We start from the raw sequence: 16,113 nt of genomic DNA on the forward strand, positions 1-16,113 counted from the left end.
CCAGTTTGACGGACATCCCGTCACCCCTTCATGAACAGGGCAGCCGACGCGGCAGGCCTGCGGCAATCGACTACAGGATCAGCACAGCCAGCGCCGCGCGTTGCCGAACATGCGCAGCCAGGGAGAAGCATCGGGACTATCCTTCACCAGCCACCGTGGCGCCCACGACATCTGCAGCGTGCGGGCGGTGCGCTCAGGGTGCGGCATCATTACCGTGAAACGCCCGTCTGCAGTCGTGAAGCCGGTGACGCCCGCCGGCGAACCGTTGGGGTTGGCCGGGTAGGCTTGCGCAGGGTTGCCGTGGTTGTCGACGAAACGCAATGCCAGCAGCGCCTTGTCCTGGTCGGCCTCGCTGCGGAACACCGCCCTGCCCTCGCCATGGCTGACCACGATCGGCATGCGGCTGCCTGCCATGCCCTGCAGCAGGATGGACGGGCTGTCGGTAACCTCGACCATCACGAAGCGAGCCTCGAACTGTTCGCTGCGGTTGCGATGGAAGGTCGGCCAGGCCTCGGCGCCGGGGATGATCGGTGCGAGGTGAGCCATCATCTGGCAGCCGTTGCACACGCCGAGCGCGAAGGTGTCGCTGCGGCGGAAGAAGGCCTCGAACTCGTCGCGCAAGCGGGCGTTGAACAGGATGGACTTGGCCCAGCCCTGGCCGGCGCCGAGCACGTCACCGTAGGAGAAGCCGCCGCAGGCGGCCAGGCCATGGAAGTCGGCGAGGTCGATGCGGCCCGCCTGGAGGTCGGACATATGCACGTCCACCGGCGTGAAGCCGGCACGCTCGAAGGCGGCTGCCATCTCGAACTGGGAGTTCACCCCCTGCTCGCGCAGCACCACCACCTTGGGACGCACACCGCTGGCGATGAAGGGTGCGGCCACGTCCTCCTTGACGTCGAAGGACAGCGACACCGACAGGCCTGGGTCGGTCGCATCCGCCAAGGCGTCGAACGCCTGCTGCACGCACTCTGGATCATCACGCAGCTTGGCGATGCGGTAGCTGGTCTCCGACCAGGCCTGCAGCAGCTCGACGCGACTGCCCTCGAACACCAGCTTGGCGTTGCGACGCAGGCGGATCTGGTCCTGGGTGTTGGGCTCGCCGATGAAGTGGTAGGCGAGGCCCGCAGCGCGCAACTGCTCGGTGACACGGGCGCGCTCCTCGCGGCGGATCTGCACGACGGCGCCAAGCTCCTCGGCGAACAGGCCCGCGAACAGGCGGTCGGCGAAACGGCCCTTGAGGGTGTCGGGCTTCTTCTCGAGGCCATCGACATCCATCATGTAGGGGTCGTAGCACACGGTGTCGAGAATCAGCGACAGGCCGCACCTGGCGGCGAAGGCCATCTCGCACACGGTCGCAAAGAGCCCGCCGTCGGAGCGGTCGTGGTAGGCCAGCAAGAGACCATCGCGGCGCAATTGCTGGATGGTTTCGAAGAAGGCCTTGAGCTGGACGGGGTCGACATCGGGCGCATGCTCGCCGACCGAATCGTAGGCCTGGGCGAACACCGAGCCGCCGAGGCGGTTCTTGCCGTTGCCGAGGTCGATCAGCAGTAGCTCTGTCTCGACGCCTTCCGGCAGCTGCAGCTGCGGTGTGAGCGTGTTGCGGATGTCCTGCACCGGCGCGAAAGCAGTGGCGATCAGCGACAGCGGGGCGACGACCTGCTTGTCCTCCTCGCCCTCGCGCCAGGCGGTGCGCATCGACAGCGAGTCCTTGCCGACCGGGATCGACACCCCGGCGCTGATGCAGAACTCGGACACCGCCTGGACGGTGTCGAAGAGCCTGGCATCCTCACCGCGATGACCGGCAGCGGCCATCCAGTTGGCCGAGAGCTTGACGTCGCCGAGCTTGGCGATGTCGGCGGCGGCGATGTTGGTGATCGCCTCGCCGATCGCCATGCGACCCGAGGCCGCTGCATCGACGCAGGCCAGCGGCGTGCGCTCGCCCATGGCGAAGGCTTCGCCGCGGTAGCCCTGGAAGCTCATCGCGGTGACCGCGACGTCGGCCACCGGCACCTGCCAAGGGCCGACGAACTGGTCGCGCGCGGTCAGGCCGCCGACCGAGCGGTCGCCAATGGTGATCAGGAAGCTCTTGCTGGCTACCGCCGGCATGCGCAGCACACGCATCCCGGCTTCCTTGAGATCGAAGTCGGTGGTATCGAAGGGCGGCAGATGCACGGCGCGGCGAGACACGTTGCGCGTCATCTTGGGCGGCTTGCCGAGCAGCACCTTCATGTCCATGTCCACCGGCTTGTTGCCGAAGTGGCGGTCGGACACCGTGAGGTGGCCATCAGCCGTGGCAGTGCCGAGCACCGCGAAGGGGCAGCGCTCGCGCTCGCAGAAGGCCTGGAACAGCGGCAGGCTCTCGGGCGCGATCGCCAGCACGTAGCGCTCCTGCGATTCGTTCGACCAGATCTCGCGCGGGCTCATGCCCGGTTCCTCGATGTGCACCTCGCGCAACTCGAAGTGCGCGCCCAGGCTGGCGTGGTCGGCCAGTTCGGGCATGGCGTTGGACAGGCCGCCGGCGCCGACGTCGTGGATGGCGATGATCGGGTTCTTGTCGCCCTGCTGCCAGCAGGCGTCGATGACCTCCTGGCAGCGGCGCTGGATCTCGGGGTTGCCGCGCTGCACCGAAGCGAAGTCGAGGTCGGCGGTGTTGGTGCCGGTCGCCATCGACGAGGCCGCGCCACCACCGAGCCCGATCAGCATTCCCGGGCCACCGAGCTGGATCAGCAGCGTGCCCGGCGGGAAGGTCGGCTTCTCGGCCTGCTGGCCCTGGATGCTGCCCAGGCCGCCGGCGATCATGATCGGCTTGTGGTAGCCACGCACCTCGCCCTGCACTTCCTGTTCGAAGGTGCGGAAATAGCCGGCGAGGTTGGGCCGGCCGAATTCGTTGTTGAAGGCGGCGGCGCCGATCGGGCCCTCGATCATGATGTCGAGCGCGGAGGCGATGCGCTCGGGCTTGCCATAGGGCTTCTCCCAGGGCTGGCCGAAATCGGGGATGTTGAGGTTCGACACCGTGAAGCCAGCCAGGCCCGCCTTGGGACGCGAGCCGCGACCGGTTGCGCCCTCGTCGCGGATCTCGCCGCCGGCGCCGGTGGCCGCGCCCGGGAAGGGCGAGATCGCGGTCGGGTGGTTGTGGGTCTCGACCTTGGCGAGGATGTGGGTGTCCTCGTCGTGGTAGCGGAAGGCGCCGTCGGCATCCGGGTACAGGCGGGCGATGCGCGCCCCCTCGATCACCGAGGCGTTGTCCGAGTAGGCCACCACCGTGCCCTCGGGGTGGGCCTTGTGGGTGTCCTTGATCATGCCGAACAGGGTTTTCTCCATCGGCCGCGCGTCGATCACCCAGTCAGCGTTGAAGATCTTGTGCCGGCAGTGCTCGGAGTTGGCCTGGGCGAACATCATCAGCTCGACGTCGGTCGGGTTGCGCCCCATGCGGCTGAAGTTCTCGACCAGGTAGTCGATCTCGTCCTCGGACAGCGCCAGGCCGAGCTCGCCATTGGCCCGCTCGAGCGCGGCGCGACCGCCGGCGAGGATGTCGACCGTTGTGAGCGGCTGCGGCTCGTAGTGATGGAAAAGGGCCTCGGCCTCATCGACGCTGTTGAGGATCGACTCGGTCATGCGATCGTGCAGCAGCGCCAGCAGGCCCGCATTACCCTCGACCCCGCGCGCCTCGATGGAGTAGGCGATACCGCGCTCGATGCGCACGACCTTGTCGAAACCGCACTGGTGAGCGATGTCGGTCGCCTTGGACGACCATGGCGAAATCGTGCCCAGGCGCGGCACCACCAGGCGCAGCGTGCCGGCGGGCGGGACCGCGGTGGCCGGGTGGGCGTCGAGCAGGTCGACGAGGCGGGCATGCTCTTCTGCACTCAACGCCGCGTTGAGCTCGATGAAGTACCAGTGCTCGGCGACCAGCGCATTGAGCTTGGGCAGGACCTCGCCGACGGCGCGGCCGAGACGTTCCAGGCGGGAAGAGGACAGCGCCGCAGCGCCACGCAGCTTGAGGATCGAGGTCATGTTTGTCAGGAACAGGTCGGGGGAACGGATGCCCACGCGTGGGAGCGCCGGCAAGCTCCGCATTATAACCGAGGCACCTCTCCCCCTGCCGTCGAGCACTCGTCCAAGCAGCGCAATCGCCTTGATGATGGCCCGCAGGTCAAAACCGATCGTCGAGCATGGAAAAGGGCGCGACGCTTCGTGCAACTGCCCTGCTCCACGCACCCTTGCCATGCGTGCGATCGTTGTAGACTGCTGCCCTCAACCGATCGCGAGGACCACGATGGCCGACATCAACTACCTGTGGGCACCGCCCGCCCCCTCATCGCTGCCGGTACGCGGCACCAGTGCGCGCTTCCCGGTCAACAGGCTGTTCTTCGTCGGGCGCAACTATCAGGCCCATGCACGCGAGATGGGAACCTCGGTGGATAAGGCGAGCATGCGGCCGGTGTACTTCACCAAATTCGCCGCGATGCTGGCCGAGTCGGGTACGACCGCCCCCTACCCGCCCGAGACACAGGACTACCACCACGAGATGGAGCTGATCGTCGCCCTCGGCGAAGATGGATTCCGGGTGTCGACACAGCAGGCTGCGGGCATGATCTACGGCTATGCCTGTGGCCTGGACATGACCCGACGCGACCTGCAGGCCGGCGCCAAGGCCAAGGGCAACCCCTGGGACGTCGCCAAGAACGTGGAAGCCGGAGCAGTCGCCAGCGAGATCGTGCCGGCCGACGGCCGCGTCCTCACGCATGGCGAAATCAGCCTGAAGGTCAATGGCCAGCTGCGCCAGAACGGTGACCTCGCGGACATGATCTGGACCATCCCGGAAATCATCGCCGACCTGTCCACCTACTACCACCTGAAGGCTGGCGACCTGATCTACACCGGCACGCCCGAAGGCGTGGGACCGGTGCAGCCGGGCGACCATCTGGATGGCTGGATCGAAGGCGTCGGCGCACTGAGCTTCGACATCGGCCCGGCGGAATAGGCCCGCGCGCTGCGCCCCTGGACAGGAGAGCGGCGCTGGCTCAGCCTTTGGGTGCAGGGCTGAGCCAGCCGCGCAACAGCCTGGTCAGGCGCGGCATGACCACCCAGGTCATGGTGGCGACGATGAGTGCGGTAAGGATCGCCGTACGCGGCAGGAAAGGCAGCGGCTGCAGCCATGGCAGCACGAACCACAGGAAGAAGGACACCGTGGGGAAGATGCCGAGCCAGGTCACGACTGCCATCTTCATGCGCGGCGGGTGCATGGTGGCTGGCACCACTGCGGGCTCGAACCAGGCCTCCAGACCGCTCAGCTTGCGGAACTCGGGCTCGCCCTCGGCCACCGCCTTCATGCGCTCGAGCAACTCGAGGCGCGCATCGCTCATGTCCCAGGCCTGCAGTTCAGCCTCGGACGCGAAGCGCACCACCGTCTGATACTCCCCGCCCGGCGTCTCCGGCGGAATCAGGTCGCCCCCCAGGAACCCCTTGTGCGCGCGCATTCTTGCGAACATCTCGCGCAGCATGGCTTCGTATTCCGCCTCATGCCCCGGACGGGCGCGGCGGCGGGCAATGCGGGTCACGCGAACGGTCTCTGCTTTGGCGGGGGCATTCGTCACTGTCAATCTCCTGTAGGGGCGCCACGACACGGCCTATCCAGGCCGCATCGATGGGGACAGGTGCACTCTACAGCAACAATCTCGAGATTTTAATCAAATAAATCCATCTTCCCTTCAAGCAGGCTGAGAGGGGCACGCATGCATGCGCAGGGCGCTGCGGGGATACTAACAAAACCGCCGGCCGCCGGTCCCCAAACCCGGACTCCGGAACGATAGCGCCAGACATACCGGCACATGGGGCTTGGTACGGAATGATGATCTTGACCCAGAACGTGATACTTCTCAGAAGGCAATGCAGTCGCTCTGGCGGAATCGATGGGCGACCGACCGAGGAGTACAGTGCGTCCAACTCCCCAGAAATTGCGCCCAGGGCACGGTCGGCAAAAACGCTTCACCCGTCGCAGCGGATGATTCGCCGGCACACGCGAGTCCGGCGAGAAATGCCGCCGCGCTACCAAAGAACTCACCGATTTGGTTTCAAGCGCTCTATTGCGAGCGTCAGTTCGGGGAGCGAGCGAAAGCGCATCTTACTCATCACATTGTGGCGATGCACCTTGACTGTACTCTCAGAAACGCCGAGATCGTATGCAATGACCTTGTTTGGCCACCCTTGTATCACCATGGCCAAGATCTCCCTCTCGCGCGGAGTAAGCTGATCGTAGCGGACCTGCAGTTCAGCTATTTCCAACCTCTCGTGGAACTCGCTGCTGACGCGAGAGAGCGCAGTTGCAATCGCGTTAAGCAGGGCAAAATCCTCGAAGGGCTTCTTGATGAAGTCGATGGCACCCGCCTTCATTGCGCGAACAGCATCTGGTACGTCTCCGTGGCCGGTAATGAAGATGATCGGCGGCTGCCAACCACGGCGCGTCAGTTCGTCCTGTAGCGAGAGTCCGTCCAGCCCAGGCATGCGAACGTCGAGCACCACGCACGAGAAGTCCTTGAGCCGTTCGAGCGCCAGGAAATCGAGCGGCGAGGCAAAGACCTCGACCTGCATGCCTTCCGCACGGATTAGGCTGCTCAGCGATTCACGGATTGAAACATCGTCGTCGACGACGTACACGGTCGGCGAGAGGGGAGCGTTCGCATTCACGACGAGCTCACCGGCAGGCAAAAGGCAAAACGTGAGCCGTTGGCGCCAGATTCATCGAGCCAAAGCGATCCGCCATGATGTTCGATAATCGACCGGCTTATGGCAAGCCCCATGCCCAATCCGTCGCTTTTGGTTGAGCAGAACGGTTCGAAGAGAGTGTCCGCCATGGAGGCCGAGATGCCCGGCCCGCTATCCTCGACGGTGAAGAGCGCGCCACATGCCGGGCTTTCCTGGACGCTGACGACGATGCGGCGCACCCGTCCCTCTTGCTGGCGCATGGCATCGACGGCGTTGACCAACAGATTGAGGATGACCTGCTGCAGTTGGACCTGATCGCCGAACAGAACCGGCAAGTCGGGCGCCAGGCTGAGCGTGACGCTGACGCCGGCTTCGTTCAGCGTCCGCCGTAGCATCTGGATGAGCACGTCGATCATGCCGTAGACATCGACCCGCTCCCGCTTCAGGTCTTCCTTCTTGAGAAAGCCGCGGATGCGCGTGATTACATTGCCGGCATGCGCGGCATCGCGATGTACGCGCTGCAGCGCCGCGACCACTTCTTGATGGTCGGGCTCCTCGCGTTCCAGCCATCGCAGTGCAGCCTGGCTATTGGTGACGATCGCTGCCAGCGGCTGATTGACCTCGTGTGCGATGGATGCTACCAGTTCGCCCATCGTGGTCAGCCGCGACACGCGGGCCAGGTCGGCCTGGGTTTTCGCCAGCGCGTCTTCAGCGCTCTTCTGTGCGCTGAGATCTTCGACGATGACGGCGATGCGTGGTCCTTCCCGGTCGACCATCGGGATCAACGAAGCGCAGACCTTGGCCCACAGGTAGCTGCCGTCGCGTCGTTCGTAACGCTTCTGCAACTGGTAGCTGCCGCGCCGTCCTTCGAGCAAGCTGTAGACGTTGTCGCGCGTGTTCGCCCGCTCCGAGGCCTCGCTGATGTCGACCAGCGATATATCGAGAATCTCCTGCGGCCCGTAGCCAAGCATCTGCTGCAGCGCCGGGTTGGCCTTCATGATCTTTCCATCGGCGTCGATCAGCGCAATGCCCACCGCCGTGTTCTCGTAGAAGCCCTGCCAGCGACGCTCGGAAATCTGCAGAGCGCGCAGGCCTTCCTGCAGTGACTTTCGGCTGGCGATCAGGCCGTTGGTCAGCTCACAGATGTCGGACGCCTGCGAGTTGAGCTCCTTCTGCAGGATATCCACCGTGCGCTTCACTGTGATCAGGTTGCGTACGCGCGCCCGTAGCTCCTGGGGCGAAAAGGGCTTGGTCAGGTAGTCCTGGACGAAGTTCTCGAGCAGAGTTTGGCGCAGTGCATCGTCGGCGCGGGCGGAGAGCACCAGCACCGGCACGTGCGAGATCTGCTGCCGGCGCAGTTCGTGGACGAAGCGCTCGCCATCCATCTGCGGCATCATCAAGTCGGTGATGATCAGGTCGGGCGGGTCTGCACAGGCCAGGGCGAGCGCCTGCTCGCCGTGCTCGGCCAGCGTCACGCGGTAGTCGTCGGCAAGCACGTCGTGGAGGAACTGGCGCAGGTCGGGGTTGTCCTCTGCGATGAGGATGCGCGGATGCGCGGCATTCTCGGGCAGCTTCGGAGAATCGACCGGGCGCAGCAGCTCCAGCGGCTCGACGACTGGCTGCCACCCATTGTCGGGCGCCCGGACGAAGGAACCGGCCGGAGCGCGGAGTGGCAATTCGACCTGGAACAGCGCGCCATGTTCAGGCGCGTCGAGTAGCGTGATCGTGCCGCGGTGCAAGGCGACGAATTCCTTGACGATGTTGAGCCCCAGCCCACTGCCCTTGGCCGAGTCTTCGTCGGCACCCTGGGCGTAGCGGTCGAAGATCGACGCCTTTTGACTGTCGGGCACGCCGGGACCGCTGTCCTGAACGCTGATCAGCACCCGCTCGCCGGGCCGGCGCTCGAAGGAGCAGCGAATGCGCCCGCCGTTCGGCGTGAACTTGAAGGCGTTCGACAGCAGGTTGGTCACCACGCGGATGAACTTGGCCCGGTCGACATCGGCGTAGAGCTCGCCTTCACCGGCAAAGCTCAGCGTAATGCTCCGCTCCTCGGCCGCTGCCTCGAAGCTGTCGGCCACGGCGCGGACGAGACTGACGATATCGGCGCAGACGTACACGAGCGGCATTTCGCCGGCATCGATGCGGGCCAGGTCGAGCAGGTCGTTGACCTGTTCGAGCAGCGCCTGGGCATTGCGCTTGATGGTAAGCAGGCGGAAGCGCTCGCGTTCGGCTATGTCGCCGGAAGACTGCAGCAGTTGGTTCACCGGGCCGAGGATCAGGGTCAGCGGCGTACGCAGTTCGTGGCTGACGTTGGCGAAGAATTTGGTCTTGAAACCGTCGATCTCGCGCAGTTTCTCCAGCGCCGCATGCACCTCGTTGTTGCGGCGCGTCAGCTCCGCCTCAATGGCGATCTTCTCCGAGATGTTGCGCCCTTCCGGCAACAGGAAGGCAACGCGGCCGCTGTCGTCGAAGATGGGGGTCAGCGAGAAGTCGACCACGATGGTCTGCTGGCCGCGAGACTCGCCGTAGATCTCGATGTCGCAACGCACGAAGCGGCCGGTCGCCGCCTCCTCGACCATGCTGCGGACGCGTGCTCTGGTCGCCTCCGATAGCGCCCACCAGCGCGCATCCCAGAAGGGTTTGCCGACGACCTCATCGAGCGCCACGCCGGCGCCGTCGAGCGCTGCCTGGTTGATCTCGATGACCTTGCCCTCGATGTCGAGGAGACCGAGGAACTGATACATCGAATCCAGAATGATGCGGGCGAGCTTCTGGCGCCGGACATCCAGCGGATCTTCGGCAAGGAGTTCCACACCCTTCACGGCTGTCCTCCGATTGCCGGGGCTGCTGCCTGAGTTGGTTTCCATGTATGAATTGCAGGGACTGACGAACTCAAAGCATCCGATACCCGATGAAAAAAAGCGAGGCAAGCCTCGCTCCAAGAGCACCGAGAGGAGGAAGGTGCTGAAAGCGGATCAGAAACTGAGCGTGTAATTGAGTGTCGCATTGTTCTGCGAATGCTTGACCTCGATCGGTGCCGAGGTATTGGGCAGGCTGCTGTTGCTCATCTTCTCGCGCAGGGCGTGCGAGAAGGCGAAGTCGATGCGGCTGGCCGGCGAGACGGCATACGAGAAACCGACCGACAGGTGTTTGGTCGGTGTCGCCGGAATCACCGCGAACAGGGTTTCCTTGCGCAAGGCCTGGCTGGCGAAGCGGGCACCGGCGCGCAGCGTCCATTCCGGACTCAGGGTGTAGGAGGTGCCGAGCGCGAGGATGGTCTGGTCGCGATAGTCCTGCGGCAGCAGGATGTTCAGGTTGCCGCCGGCATTGGCTTCGAAAGCGACCTTGATGTCCTTCATGACATCCTTCCAGAAGACCCGCGAAACATCGGCCGTCAGCAGCCATTGCGTCGTCACGCGGTGGCTGCCGCCGATGACCAGCTTGGCCGGCATCTGGAAATCGCGGATCTTGATCTTGCCTTCCACGGGAATGTGGCCGACGACGCCGGAGATCGCCGTCAGCGTCGCGTCACCTTCCATGTCGCTGATCCGGCTGCGGAAGTTGTAGGCCGCACCGAGGCGGGTGGAGGGCGTCACCTGCCAGGCAAGGCCGAGACGGCCGGCGACACCCCAGGCATCGACGCCGCTGCCCAGCAGCTTGCTCTTGGTCAGGCTGAAATGCGCACCTTGCAGACCGGGAATGCCGCCCAGAACCGGCACCAGCGAACCAGTGGCGCGACCTGCGCCGATCAGGCTGCCAACCTGGTCGGCGCCGAGAAGCAGATCGAGGTTCAAGCCCTGCCACATCGCATCAATGCTGCCGCCGATGGTCAGTGCATCGTTAAGCTTGTAGCTGGCAGCCAGCGGGATATCGAGCAACAGCAGGCGACTGGAGTTCTCCAGGCCGGTGTCGGCACCACCCGTGGCACGAGACAGGAAGCTGGAGCGCCCGTACTCGGTGCCCAGGCCACCCTGGGCGAAAGCGCCAATGCCGATGGTGAGATTGCCGAGGCGCTGGGTGTAGGCCACTTCCGGCGCGAAGTAAGGACCGCGGTTCTTGTTGTGCGTGTCGGAATCGACGGAATCCCCAGTCGCCTTGTTCCTGACCGCGATATCCGTCGTCACCAGATCGAGCCCGACCATCACTTCACGGTCGTTCGGGCCGAAGGACAGGTTGGCCGGATTGGTCAGCATACCGCCGGCGCCGACGTCGTGCGCCGCCGCGGTGCCGCCCATGGCGCGGGATACGGCGCCGATGCCTTCGAGGTGGAAGACATCGGTCGCCAGGGCGACTGGGCTGGAAACCGCCAGCGCGCTACAGGCCAGGGTGGCCGCCAGTTTCTTCTGCATGATGTGTCGTCTCCTCTCGTTATGGGGTTTTGGTCCTTGCGGCAGTGCCGCCGTGCCGCCTCAGAAGAAGCGGTCGAAATGGATTTGGCCGAAGGGCACCTGATGACCGATCATCAAAAGCTCCTGGATGGCCTGGCTCATCGGCGGTGGCCCGGCGAAATAGAACTCGTATTCCGCCATGCGCTCCGGCAGCACGCGCTCGAGCTGGTCGTGGACGTAACCCGTGGCGCCGGACCACTGGCCCTCCTCGCCGGGCAGCGAAACGACGGGAATGAAATGGATGTGCTGGCCGAAACCCGGCAGCGCCCGCAGCATGTCTTCACCGCAGACGTCGCGGGGGGTGCGGGCGCCGTAGAAGAAGTACAGCGTGCGCTCGCCCACCAGGCCGGCATCGACGGCACCGCGGGCGATCGAGACCATCGGTGCCAGGCCAGAACCGCCGGCGACACAGACGATGTCGCGCGGGCTGTCGGTGCGCAGCCAGGCGACGCCGTAGGGACCGTCGAGGCCGATCTCATCACCGACCGCCAAGCGGTCGAACAGGGTATGCGTACCCTGTCCGTGCGGCACGCGTCGGATCTGGAAATGCCATTCACCGCGTTCGTTCGTCGTGTTGCTCATCGAATAGGCGCGGGAGGCTGTGAGCCCAGGCAGGTCCAGCATGGCGTACTGTCCGGGCAGGAACGCCGCCCCCTCAAAGCTGACGAAACGAAATTCGCGCAAATCATGCGTAATGTCGCGCACACCAGCCAGTTGTGCCGAGCGGCGGCGCGGCCGGATGTTCGGCACATACTCGCTGCCGCTCGGGGCGGCGATGTTGACCTCGCCAAGTGCCCGGCACTGGCAGGCCAGATGCCGGCCACGCCGCCTGTCACGCTCGCTCAGGCCCGGCGCCTCGGGCCAAAGGGTCTCGATCTCGCCCTTGAGCAACTCGAACTTGCAGCTGCCGCAGCCGCCGGAATTGCATTCGTAAGCCAGCCCCAGCCCGGCGCGTAGTGCGGCGCGCAAGATGCTGTCACCGGCAGCCTGCACGAAGCTGCTGCCGTCCTTTTGATTGGTGATTCTTGCCTGATCGCTCATAGCGCCTCGCTTGCGGGAACAGTCGCCCACAGGGCGCCTGGGCGCCCCGGACCAACCATGGGCTGTGCCGGCTTACAGGCCGAGGGAATTGCGGAATTCGCGCGTTGCCGCCTTCGCCGAAGCAGCGGCGTCGGCGACATCGGGAAGCTGAGCGCAGTAGGCGTCGGTTGCTTCGTCGGCCAGCGGCTCCCACTTGGCGATCCAGCTCCGGATGAGCTCAAGGTTGCCCGGCGTTTCCAGGGCCATCCTGACGAAGGCGCTGACCCAGCGGCGATGGCGGGCCGAGTCGATCAGTTCCGCGTCGGTGATCAGGCCGAGCAGTGTGTCGCCGTTGTGGCGGGCTGCCTCGCCGAGCTTGCGCAGGACGCTTTCCTCGATGGCCGGTTTGGCGACCAGGTTGAGGACGACGATGGCCTCGCCCCAGTCCCAGACCGTCAGGGTCTTTTCCATCAGCTCGCGAAAGCCCTGCCACACGGGGTCGGTTTCCCAGTACTTGCGTTCGTCGACGCCGAAGCCCTTGTCGGCGAACTGGAGTGAGAGTTCCTTGGTCCGGTAGGCGGTATGGCTGAGCCAGCGCAGGCTGTCAGCCATCTGGAAGTAGTTGCAGTTGGTGATGGTGCTCGCCGGCGACACCTGGCCGACGTAGGCTGACGCCATCTGGATGGTATGGAACAGGTAGCGGGCCGGGGTGTAGAAGCGCGCCAGCGAGCCGGCCCATCGAAGATCGAGCGCCTTGTCGTGTTCGCGCTGGTTGAACTGGTCGAAGAGGCTGAAGACGTACGTTTCCTGACCGTCCTGCATCAGATTGTAGGTCCGGTAGACGACCTCGTCCGGATCGCGGAAGGCGTTCCAGTCCTCATGCTTGAGCGAGGTACCGAAGGTGTTCTTCTTGTACCACTGGTTCATGAACATGTTGGGATCGAGCTCGTAGGGCGAGTTCGGATCTCGGTCGTTGTAGTGCAGGTTGGCGCTGACGATCTCGTACTCGCTTGGCTTGCGGCGGCGGGCGGCAAGATGGCTCCAGGTTTTCAGCGGCTTCAGGGGCTGGATTTCGGACATGTCTTTGTCTCCTCGGTTTTATTGGTGTCGGGCGTTGCCGGGCAGCCGCCGACGGAGGCCTACAGGGTCTTGGTGAAGTAGAAGCGGACGGCGTTGGGCTGGCTTTCGATCTGCCCGGCGAAGGAACTGAGGTCAACTTCCAGGTCGTTGATCTTGAAAGGTCGCCCCAGCTCTTCCGCGATGGTTTCCTGTCGCAGGATCATTTCCTGTTCGGCGTGGATGCGGATGTAGGCACGCTTGTCCTCGACGAAGATCTCCTTGCCCGGGTTGTCTACCCGCGCCGCCTCGATCACCGCCATGGCCAGGTCGCCAGCCCGCATCACCGGGCCGACCATGTTGTTGTGATACGCCTGTCCTGAATTCGACGTGTTCATTGCATTTTCCTTTCGCAGTTCGGTCGCCTTCGCCCCGGGGTCGAATACGCTTCTGAACCAGTTGATGAAACTCATCCGAGTTGCCCTTCTATCCGGAGCGAAGCGTTCAGGTATGGGCAAACAAGGGGGTGACGCCCTCGGTCTCGACCAGGATGTCGTCACCGTTCAGCTTGACCGGGTACTCCGCCAGTGCGCAGTCGTCCGGATTGATACCCTTGCCTGAACAGGCGTCGAACTGCCAGAGATGCGCCCGACAAATGATCTTCTGACCGTCAAACTTGCCCTCCGCAAGAGGGATGTCCTGGTGTGGGCAAATCCCCTGGAAGGCCTTGACGTTTCCACCCTCGGCACAGACCAGGAGAATCTCGTGGCCATTGACCGTGAATGGTTCCATTTCGCCTTCCCACAGGTCGTCGACCGTGCACACCTTGGTAAAACTCATGTTTCTCTCCGATATCGTTCTGTAGCAGGCTGTAGCCGTGGGGCTATGCGGCTTCCCAGATGATTTCGACGGTTTCGGTCGGCTTCAGGCCGGATTCGGCCACTTTCATCGTGCGCGGGAAGAACTCGGTCGCATCCTGGCGGCGGACGCGCAGGATGCAGCCGGGACGGTCACGGACCCGGCGTCCTACCGAATGCACGGCGGCAGCGGCAGCCACTTCGTCCATGGTGTTTTCGGTATCGACCGGAAGCAGTTGCAGCACGAAATCACCCTCGAAATTCGAGGTCAGGGGGTATAGAGCCATGGGTTCAGTCTCCTCGTTGGGCCGGACGCGGCGCCGGCCCGTGCAGGTTGTTTTCTTACTCAGCTCGCCTTCTTGGCGGCTCGCATGGCGCGGTAAACCTCGGCCCATGCATAGTTGTGCGCGTCGTCGCCGATCTCGCCCGGGGCCAGGCCCATGTACTGCAGGGCTCCGCCGAGGTCCATCGGCTGGATCATGCCGGCCAGGAAGCGGTCGACGATGGACAGGTGGCCGGCGTAGCGCTCGGGTTCCTGCTGGAAGACCCAGCGGTCGACCTCGGAACCGAAGTGGTAGAGGCGGCCGTTGTATTCCAGCGGGTAGTCCTTGACGTTCCAGCCCTTGCCCGGCGTGCCGAGGATCGGCAGCTGGCACATGTTGCAGACGTAGGGCAGCGTTTCCGGATAGGCCTTGGCCATGTTGCCGTCGACGACGTTGTCGATGAAGACGTCCCAGCACTGGCCCCAGGTGTCGTTCCAGCCGGGGTACTTCTCTTCCAGCCAGGCGCGCTCGTCCGGGGTGACGCCGGCGGCCGGGTTCCACCACAGGGTCGGCCGCCAGTAGTAGGCACCCAGATGCATGCCGTGATGGGTCTGGGCGATGTCCTTGAGGAAGATGTCCCAGTACCAGGGCAGGTCGAGGCCCATGTCGGTCAGCGCCCGCTCGAACTGGGCGACGATCCACTCCTCCATGAACTCCTTGAACGACTGCTTGCGGTGCTCGAGCGGCGTGTAGTAGTCCATGATGGGGCCGGTCAGCACCGAGAACAGCTTCCAGGCCCCCCATACGGCGATGTCGACGCGCTTCTGTGCCTCGGCCTTGTGGCCGTTCTCGATCAGCAGCTTGAGCGCCGGGCCGCCGATCTGCGCATGGCGCGATTCGTCGGTCTGGATGCTGGAGATCAGGTTGGCAAAGGTGTGGTCGCCAGCTTCGGCGGCGTCGGCGGCGAGGCCGAGGAACTGCATGTTGGTGAAGCCGGTTTCGAAGCTGAAGGTCAGCATGATCGAGACGCTGATCGCGTCGCGGGTCATCATGATGTCGTCAAAGAAGTGACGCGCCGCGATCATCGCCCACTCGTTGGTGTCGTAGGCCTTGAAGGCCCAGTCCATCTGGCGGTCCTTCGAGACGTGCTCGTGCGGGAAGTAGAGCTGCATCTGGCCGTGGCGGATTTCATCGAGGCAGCCCAGCGTGGACATGTTGCGCATGCCCGGCGCCTTGGAGAAGCGCATCATCCGCGCTTCGGCACTGGCGGCGGCGTATTCGCCGCGGGCGATGGCGCCGTAGTGCGCCTTCATCACCGACTTCCAGCCCGGATCGGCGTTCTCGAAGATGCGGCTGCGCTCCAGCGCCGCCTTCACCGAGTAGGCGCCGGCGTCCTTGTCGCGCTGCACCTTCACGTATTCCGGGTAGGTCTGCTTGTAGGGCTCGTCGTACTTTTCCCAGGCGTCCTGCGGCAGGCCAAAATCGCCCGACAGCTTGGGCGGGAACAGTTCGTCTTCGGTCACGTACGACGGGGTCCAGTTTGTGGTCCTGGCCAGGTCGTACCAATCCATTCTGTTGAGTACAGCCATTTGTGTCTCCTCGACGGTGCAGACCTGACGGCCTGCGATTTCCGAATCCGGGCGGTCTCGGCCACCTGGCTTCAGCGAACTCTGGAATTTCTCGAGATTTCGCGATGGCTCAAAGTTATTCGGAAAGTCATGGGGCGACTATTAGACTTTGGTTTAGAGGCACTGGATGGCACGGTGACAACGCCTCAGTAGCAGCCCGCTTAACGAAAGTTGAATCTCCTTGTCCGGTAGCGGG

General features: G+C 64.3%; 12 protein-coding genes. 1 reads left to right on the top strand and 11 read right to left on the bottom strand.

Annotated elements, in window-relative coordinates:
* Window positions 1-78: 78 nt before the first annotated feature.
* A complete protein-coding gene (gene purL / locus B447_RS13190) occupies window positions 79-4,014 on the bottom strand; it encodes a phosphoribosylformylglycinamidine synthase (RefSeq protein ID WP_002940927.1) in 3,936 nt (1,311 codons plus the stop codon).
* Window positions 4,015-4,276: 262 nt separating this feature from the next.
* On the opposite strand from purL, the gene B447_RS13195 reads away from it, so the two are divergent.
* The gene (locus B447_RS13195) at window positions 4,277-4,984 is read left to right on the top strand and encodes a fumarylacetoacetate hydrolase family protein (protein WP_002940929.1); all 708 of its coding nucleotides are present in this window, start codon (window positions 4,277-4,279) and stop codon (window positions 4,982-4,984) included.
* A 40-nt stretch (window positions 4,985-5,024) separates the two neighbouring features.
* Here the strand turns inward: B447_RS13195 and B447_RS13200 are convergent, their stop codons facing one another.
* The 10 genes from B447_RS13200 to B447_RS13245 form a co-directional block, all read right to left on the bottom strand.
* The gene (locus tag B447_RS13200; RefSeq protein WP_002940931.1) at window positions 5,025-5,597 is read right to left on the bottom strand and encodes an antibiotic biosynthesis monooxygenase; all 573 of its coding nucleotides are present in this window, start codon (window positions 5,595-5,597) and stop codon (window positions 5,025-5,027) included.
* A gap of 463 nt (window positions 5,598-6,060) precedes the next feature.
* A complete protein-coding gene (locus B447_RS13205) occupies window positions 6,061-6,687 on the bottom strand; it encodes a response regulator transcription factor (RefSeq protein ID WP_002940933.1) in 627 nt (208 codons plus the stop codon).
* Window positions 6,684-9,572, bottom strand: a complete 2,889-nt coding sequence (locus B447_RS13210; RefSeq protein ID WP_051018821.1) for an ATP-binding protein — start codon at window positions 9,570-9,572, stop codon at window positions 6,684-6,686. Before B447_RS13210 ends, B447_RS13205 begins: the two co-directional genes overlap by 4 nt.
* Window positions 9,573-9,680: 108 nt before the next feature.
* Window positions 9,681-11,054 (bottom strand): OmpP1/FadL family transporter, encoded by a 1,374-nt coding sequence (locus tag B447_RS13215; RefSeq protein ID WP_002940940.1) that lies wholly within the window; start codon window positions 11,052-11,054, stop codon window positions 9,681-9,683.
* A 60-nt stretch (window positions 11,055-11,114) separates the two neighbouring features.
* Window positions 11,115-12,134, bottom strand: a complete 1,020-nt coding sequence (locus B447_RS13220) for a 2Fe-2S iron-sulfur cluster-binding protein (RefSeq protein WP_002940942.1) — start codon at window positions 12,132-12,134, stop codon at window positions 11,115-11,117.
* Between the two features lie 72 nt (window positions 12,135-12,206).
* Window positions 12,207-13,193: an aromatic/alkene monooxygenase hydroxylase subunit beta gene (locus tag B447_RS13225; RefSeq protein WP_002940943.1), complete on the bottom strand. Its 987-nt coding sequence runs from the start codon at window positions 13,191-13,193 to the stop codon at window positions 12,207-12,209.
* Window positions 13,194-13,252: 59 nt separating this feature from the next.
* Window positions 13,253-13,567, bottom strand: coding sequence for an MmoB/DmpM family protein (locus B447_RS13230; protein WP_002940945.1), 315 nt, complete (start codon window positions 13,565-13,567; stop codon window positions 13,253-13,255).
* Window positions 13,568-13,673: 106 nt separating this feature from the next.
* Entirely contained in the window at window positions 13,674-14,009 is a 336-nt protein-coding gene (locus B447_RS13235) for a Rieske 2Fe-2S domain-containing protein (RefSeq protein WP_002940947.1), read from the bottom strand.
* A 43-nt stretch (window positions 14,010-14,052) separates the two neighbouring features.
* Entirely contained in the window at window positions 14,053-14,313 is a 261-nt protein-coding gene (locus B447_RS13240) for a toluene-4-monooxygenase system B family protein (protein WP_002940949.1), read from the bottom strand.
* 59 nt (window positions 14,314-14,372) lie between these two features.
* Complete coding sequence (locus tag B447_RS13245) at window positions 14,373-15,878, bottom strand: aromatic/alkene/methane monooxygenase hydroxylase/oxygenase subunit alpha (RefSeq protein WP_002940952.1); 1,506 nt, start codon at window positions 15,876-15,878, stop codon at window positions 14,373-14,375.
* Window positions 15,879-16,113: the final 235 nt, after the last annotated feature.

Source organism: Thauera sp. 27 (assembly GCF_000310125.2).
In the GTDB taxonomy this organism is placed as follows: domain Bacteria; phylum Pseudomonadota; class Gammaproteobacteria; order Burkholderiales; family Rhodocyclaceae; genus Thauera; species Thauera mechernichensis.

Excerpts from the sequence above, each read along its gene's own strand:
- purL (WP_002940927.1), bottom strand. The coding sequence starts at position 4,014 with ATGACCTCGATCCTCAAGCTGCGTGGCGCTGCGGCGCTGTCCTCTTCC.
- B447_RS13195 (WP_002940929.1), top strand. The coding sequence starts at position 4,277 with ATGGCCGACATCAACTACCTGTGGGCACCGCCCGCCCCCTCATCGCTG.
- B447_RS13210 (WP_051018821.1), bottom strand. The coding sequence starts at position 9,572 with ATGGAAACCAACTCAGGCAGCAGCCCCGGCAATCGGAGGACAGCCGTG.
- B447_RS13215 (WP_002940940.1), bottom strand. The coding sequence starts at position 11,054 with ATGCAGAAGAAACTGGCGGCCACCCTGGCCTGTAGCGCGCTGGCGGTT.
- B447_RS13220 (WP_002940942.1), bottom strand. The coding sequence starts at position 12,134 with ATGAGCGATCAGGCAAGAATCACCAATCAAAAGGACGGCAGCAGCTTC.
- B447_RS13225 (WP_002940943.1), bottom strand. The coding sequence starts at position 13,193 with ATGTCCGAAATCCAGCCCCTGAAGCCGCTGAAAACCTGGAGCCATCTT.
- B447_RS13230 (WP_002940945.1), bottom strand. The coding sequence starts at position 13,567 with ATGAACACGTCGAATTCAGGACAGGCGTATCACAACAACATGGTCGGC.
- B447_RS13235 (WP_002940947.1), bottom strand. The coding sequence starts at position 14,009 with ATGAGTTTTACCAAGGTGTGCACGGTCGACGACCTGTGGGAAGGCGAA.
- B447_RS13240 (WP_002940949.1), bottom strand. The coding sequence starts at position 14,313 with ATGGCTCTATACCCCCTGACCTCGAATTTCGAGGGTGATTTCGTGCTG.
- B447_RS13245 (WP_002940952.1), bottom strand. The coding sequence starts at position 15,878 with ATGGCTGTACTCAACAGAATGGATTGGTACGACCTGGCCAGGACCACA.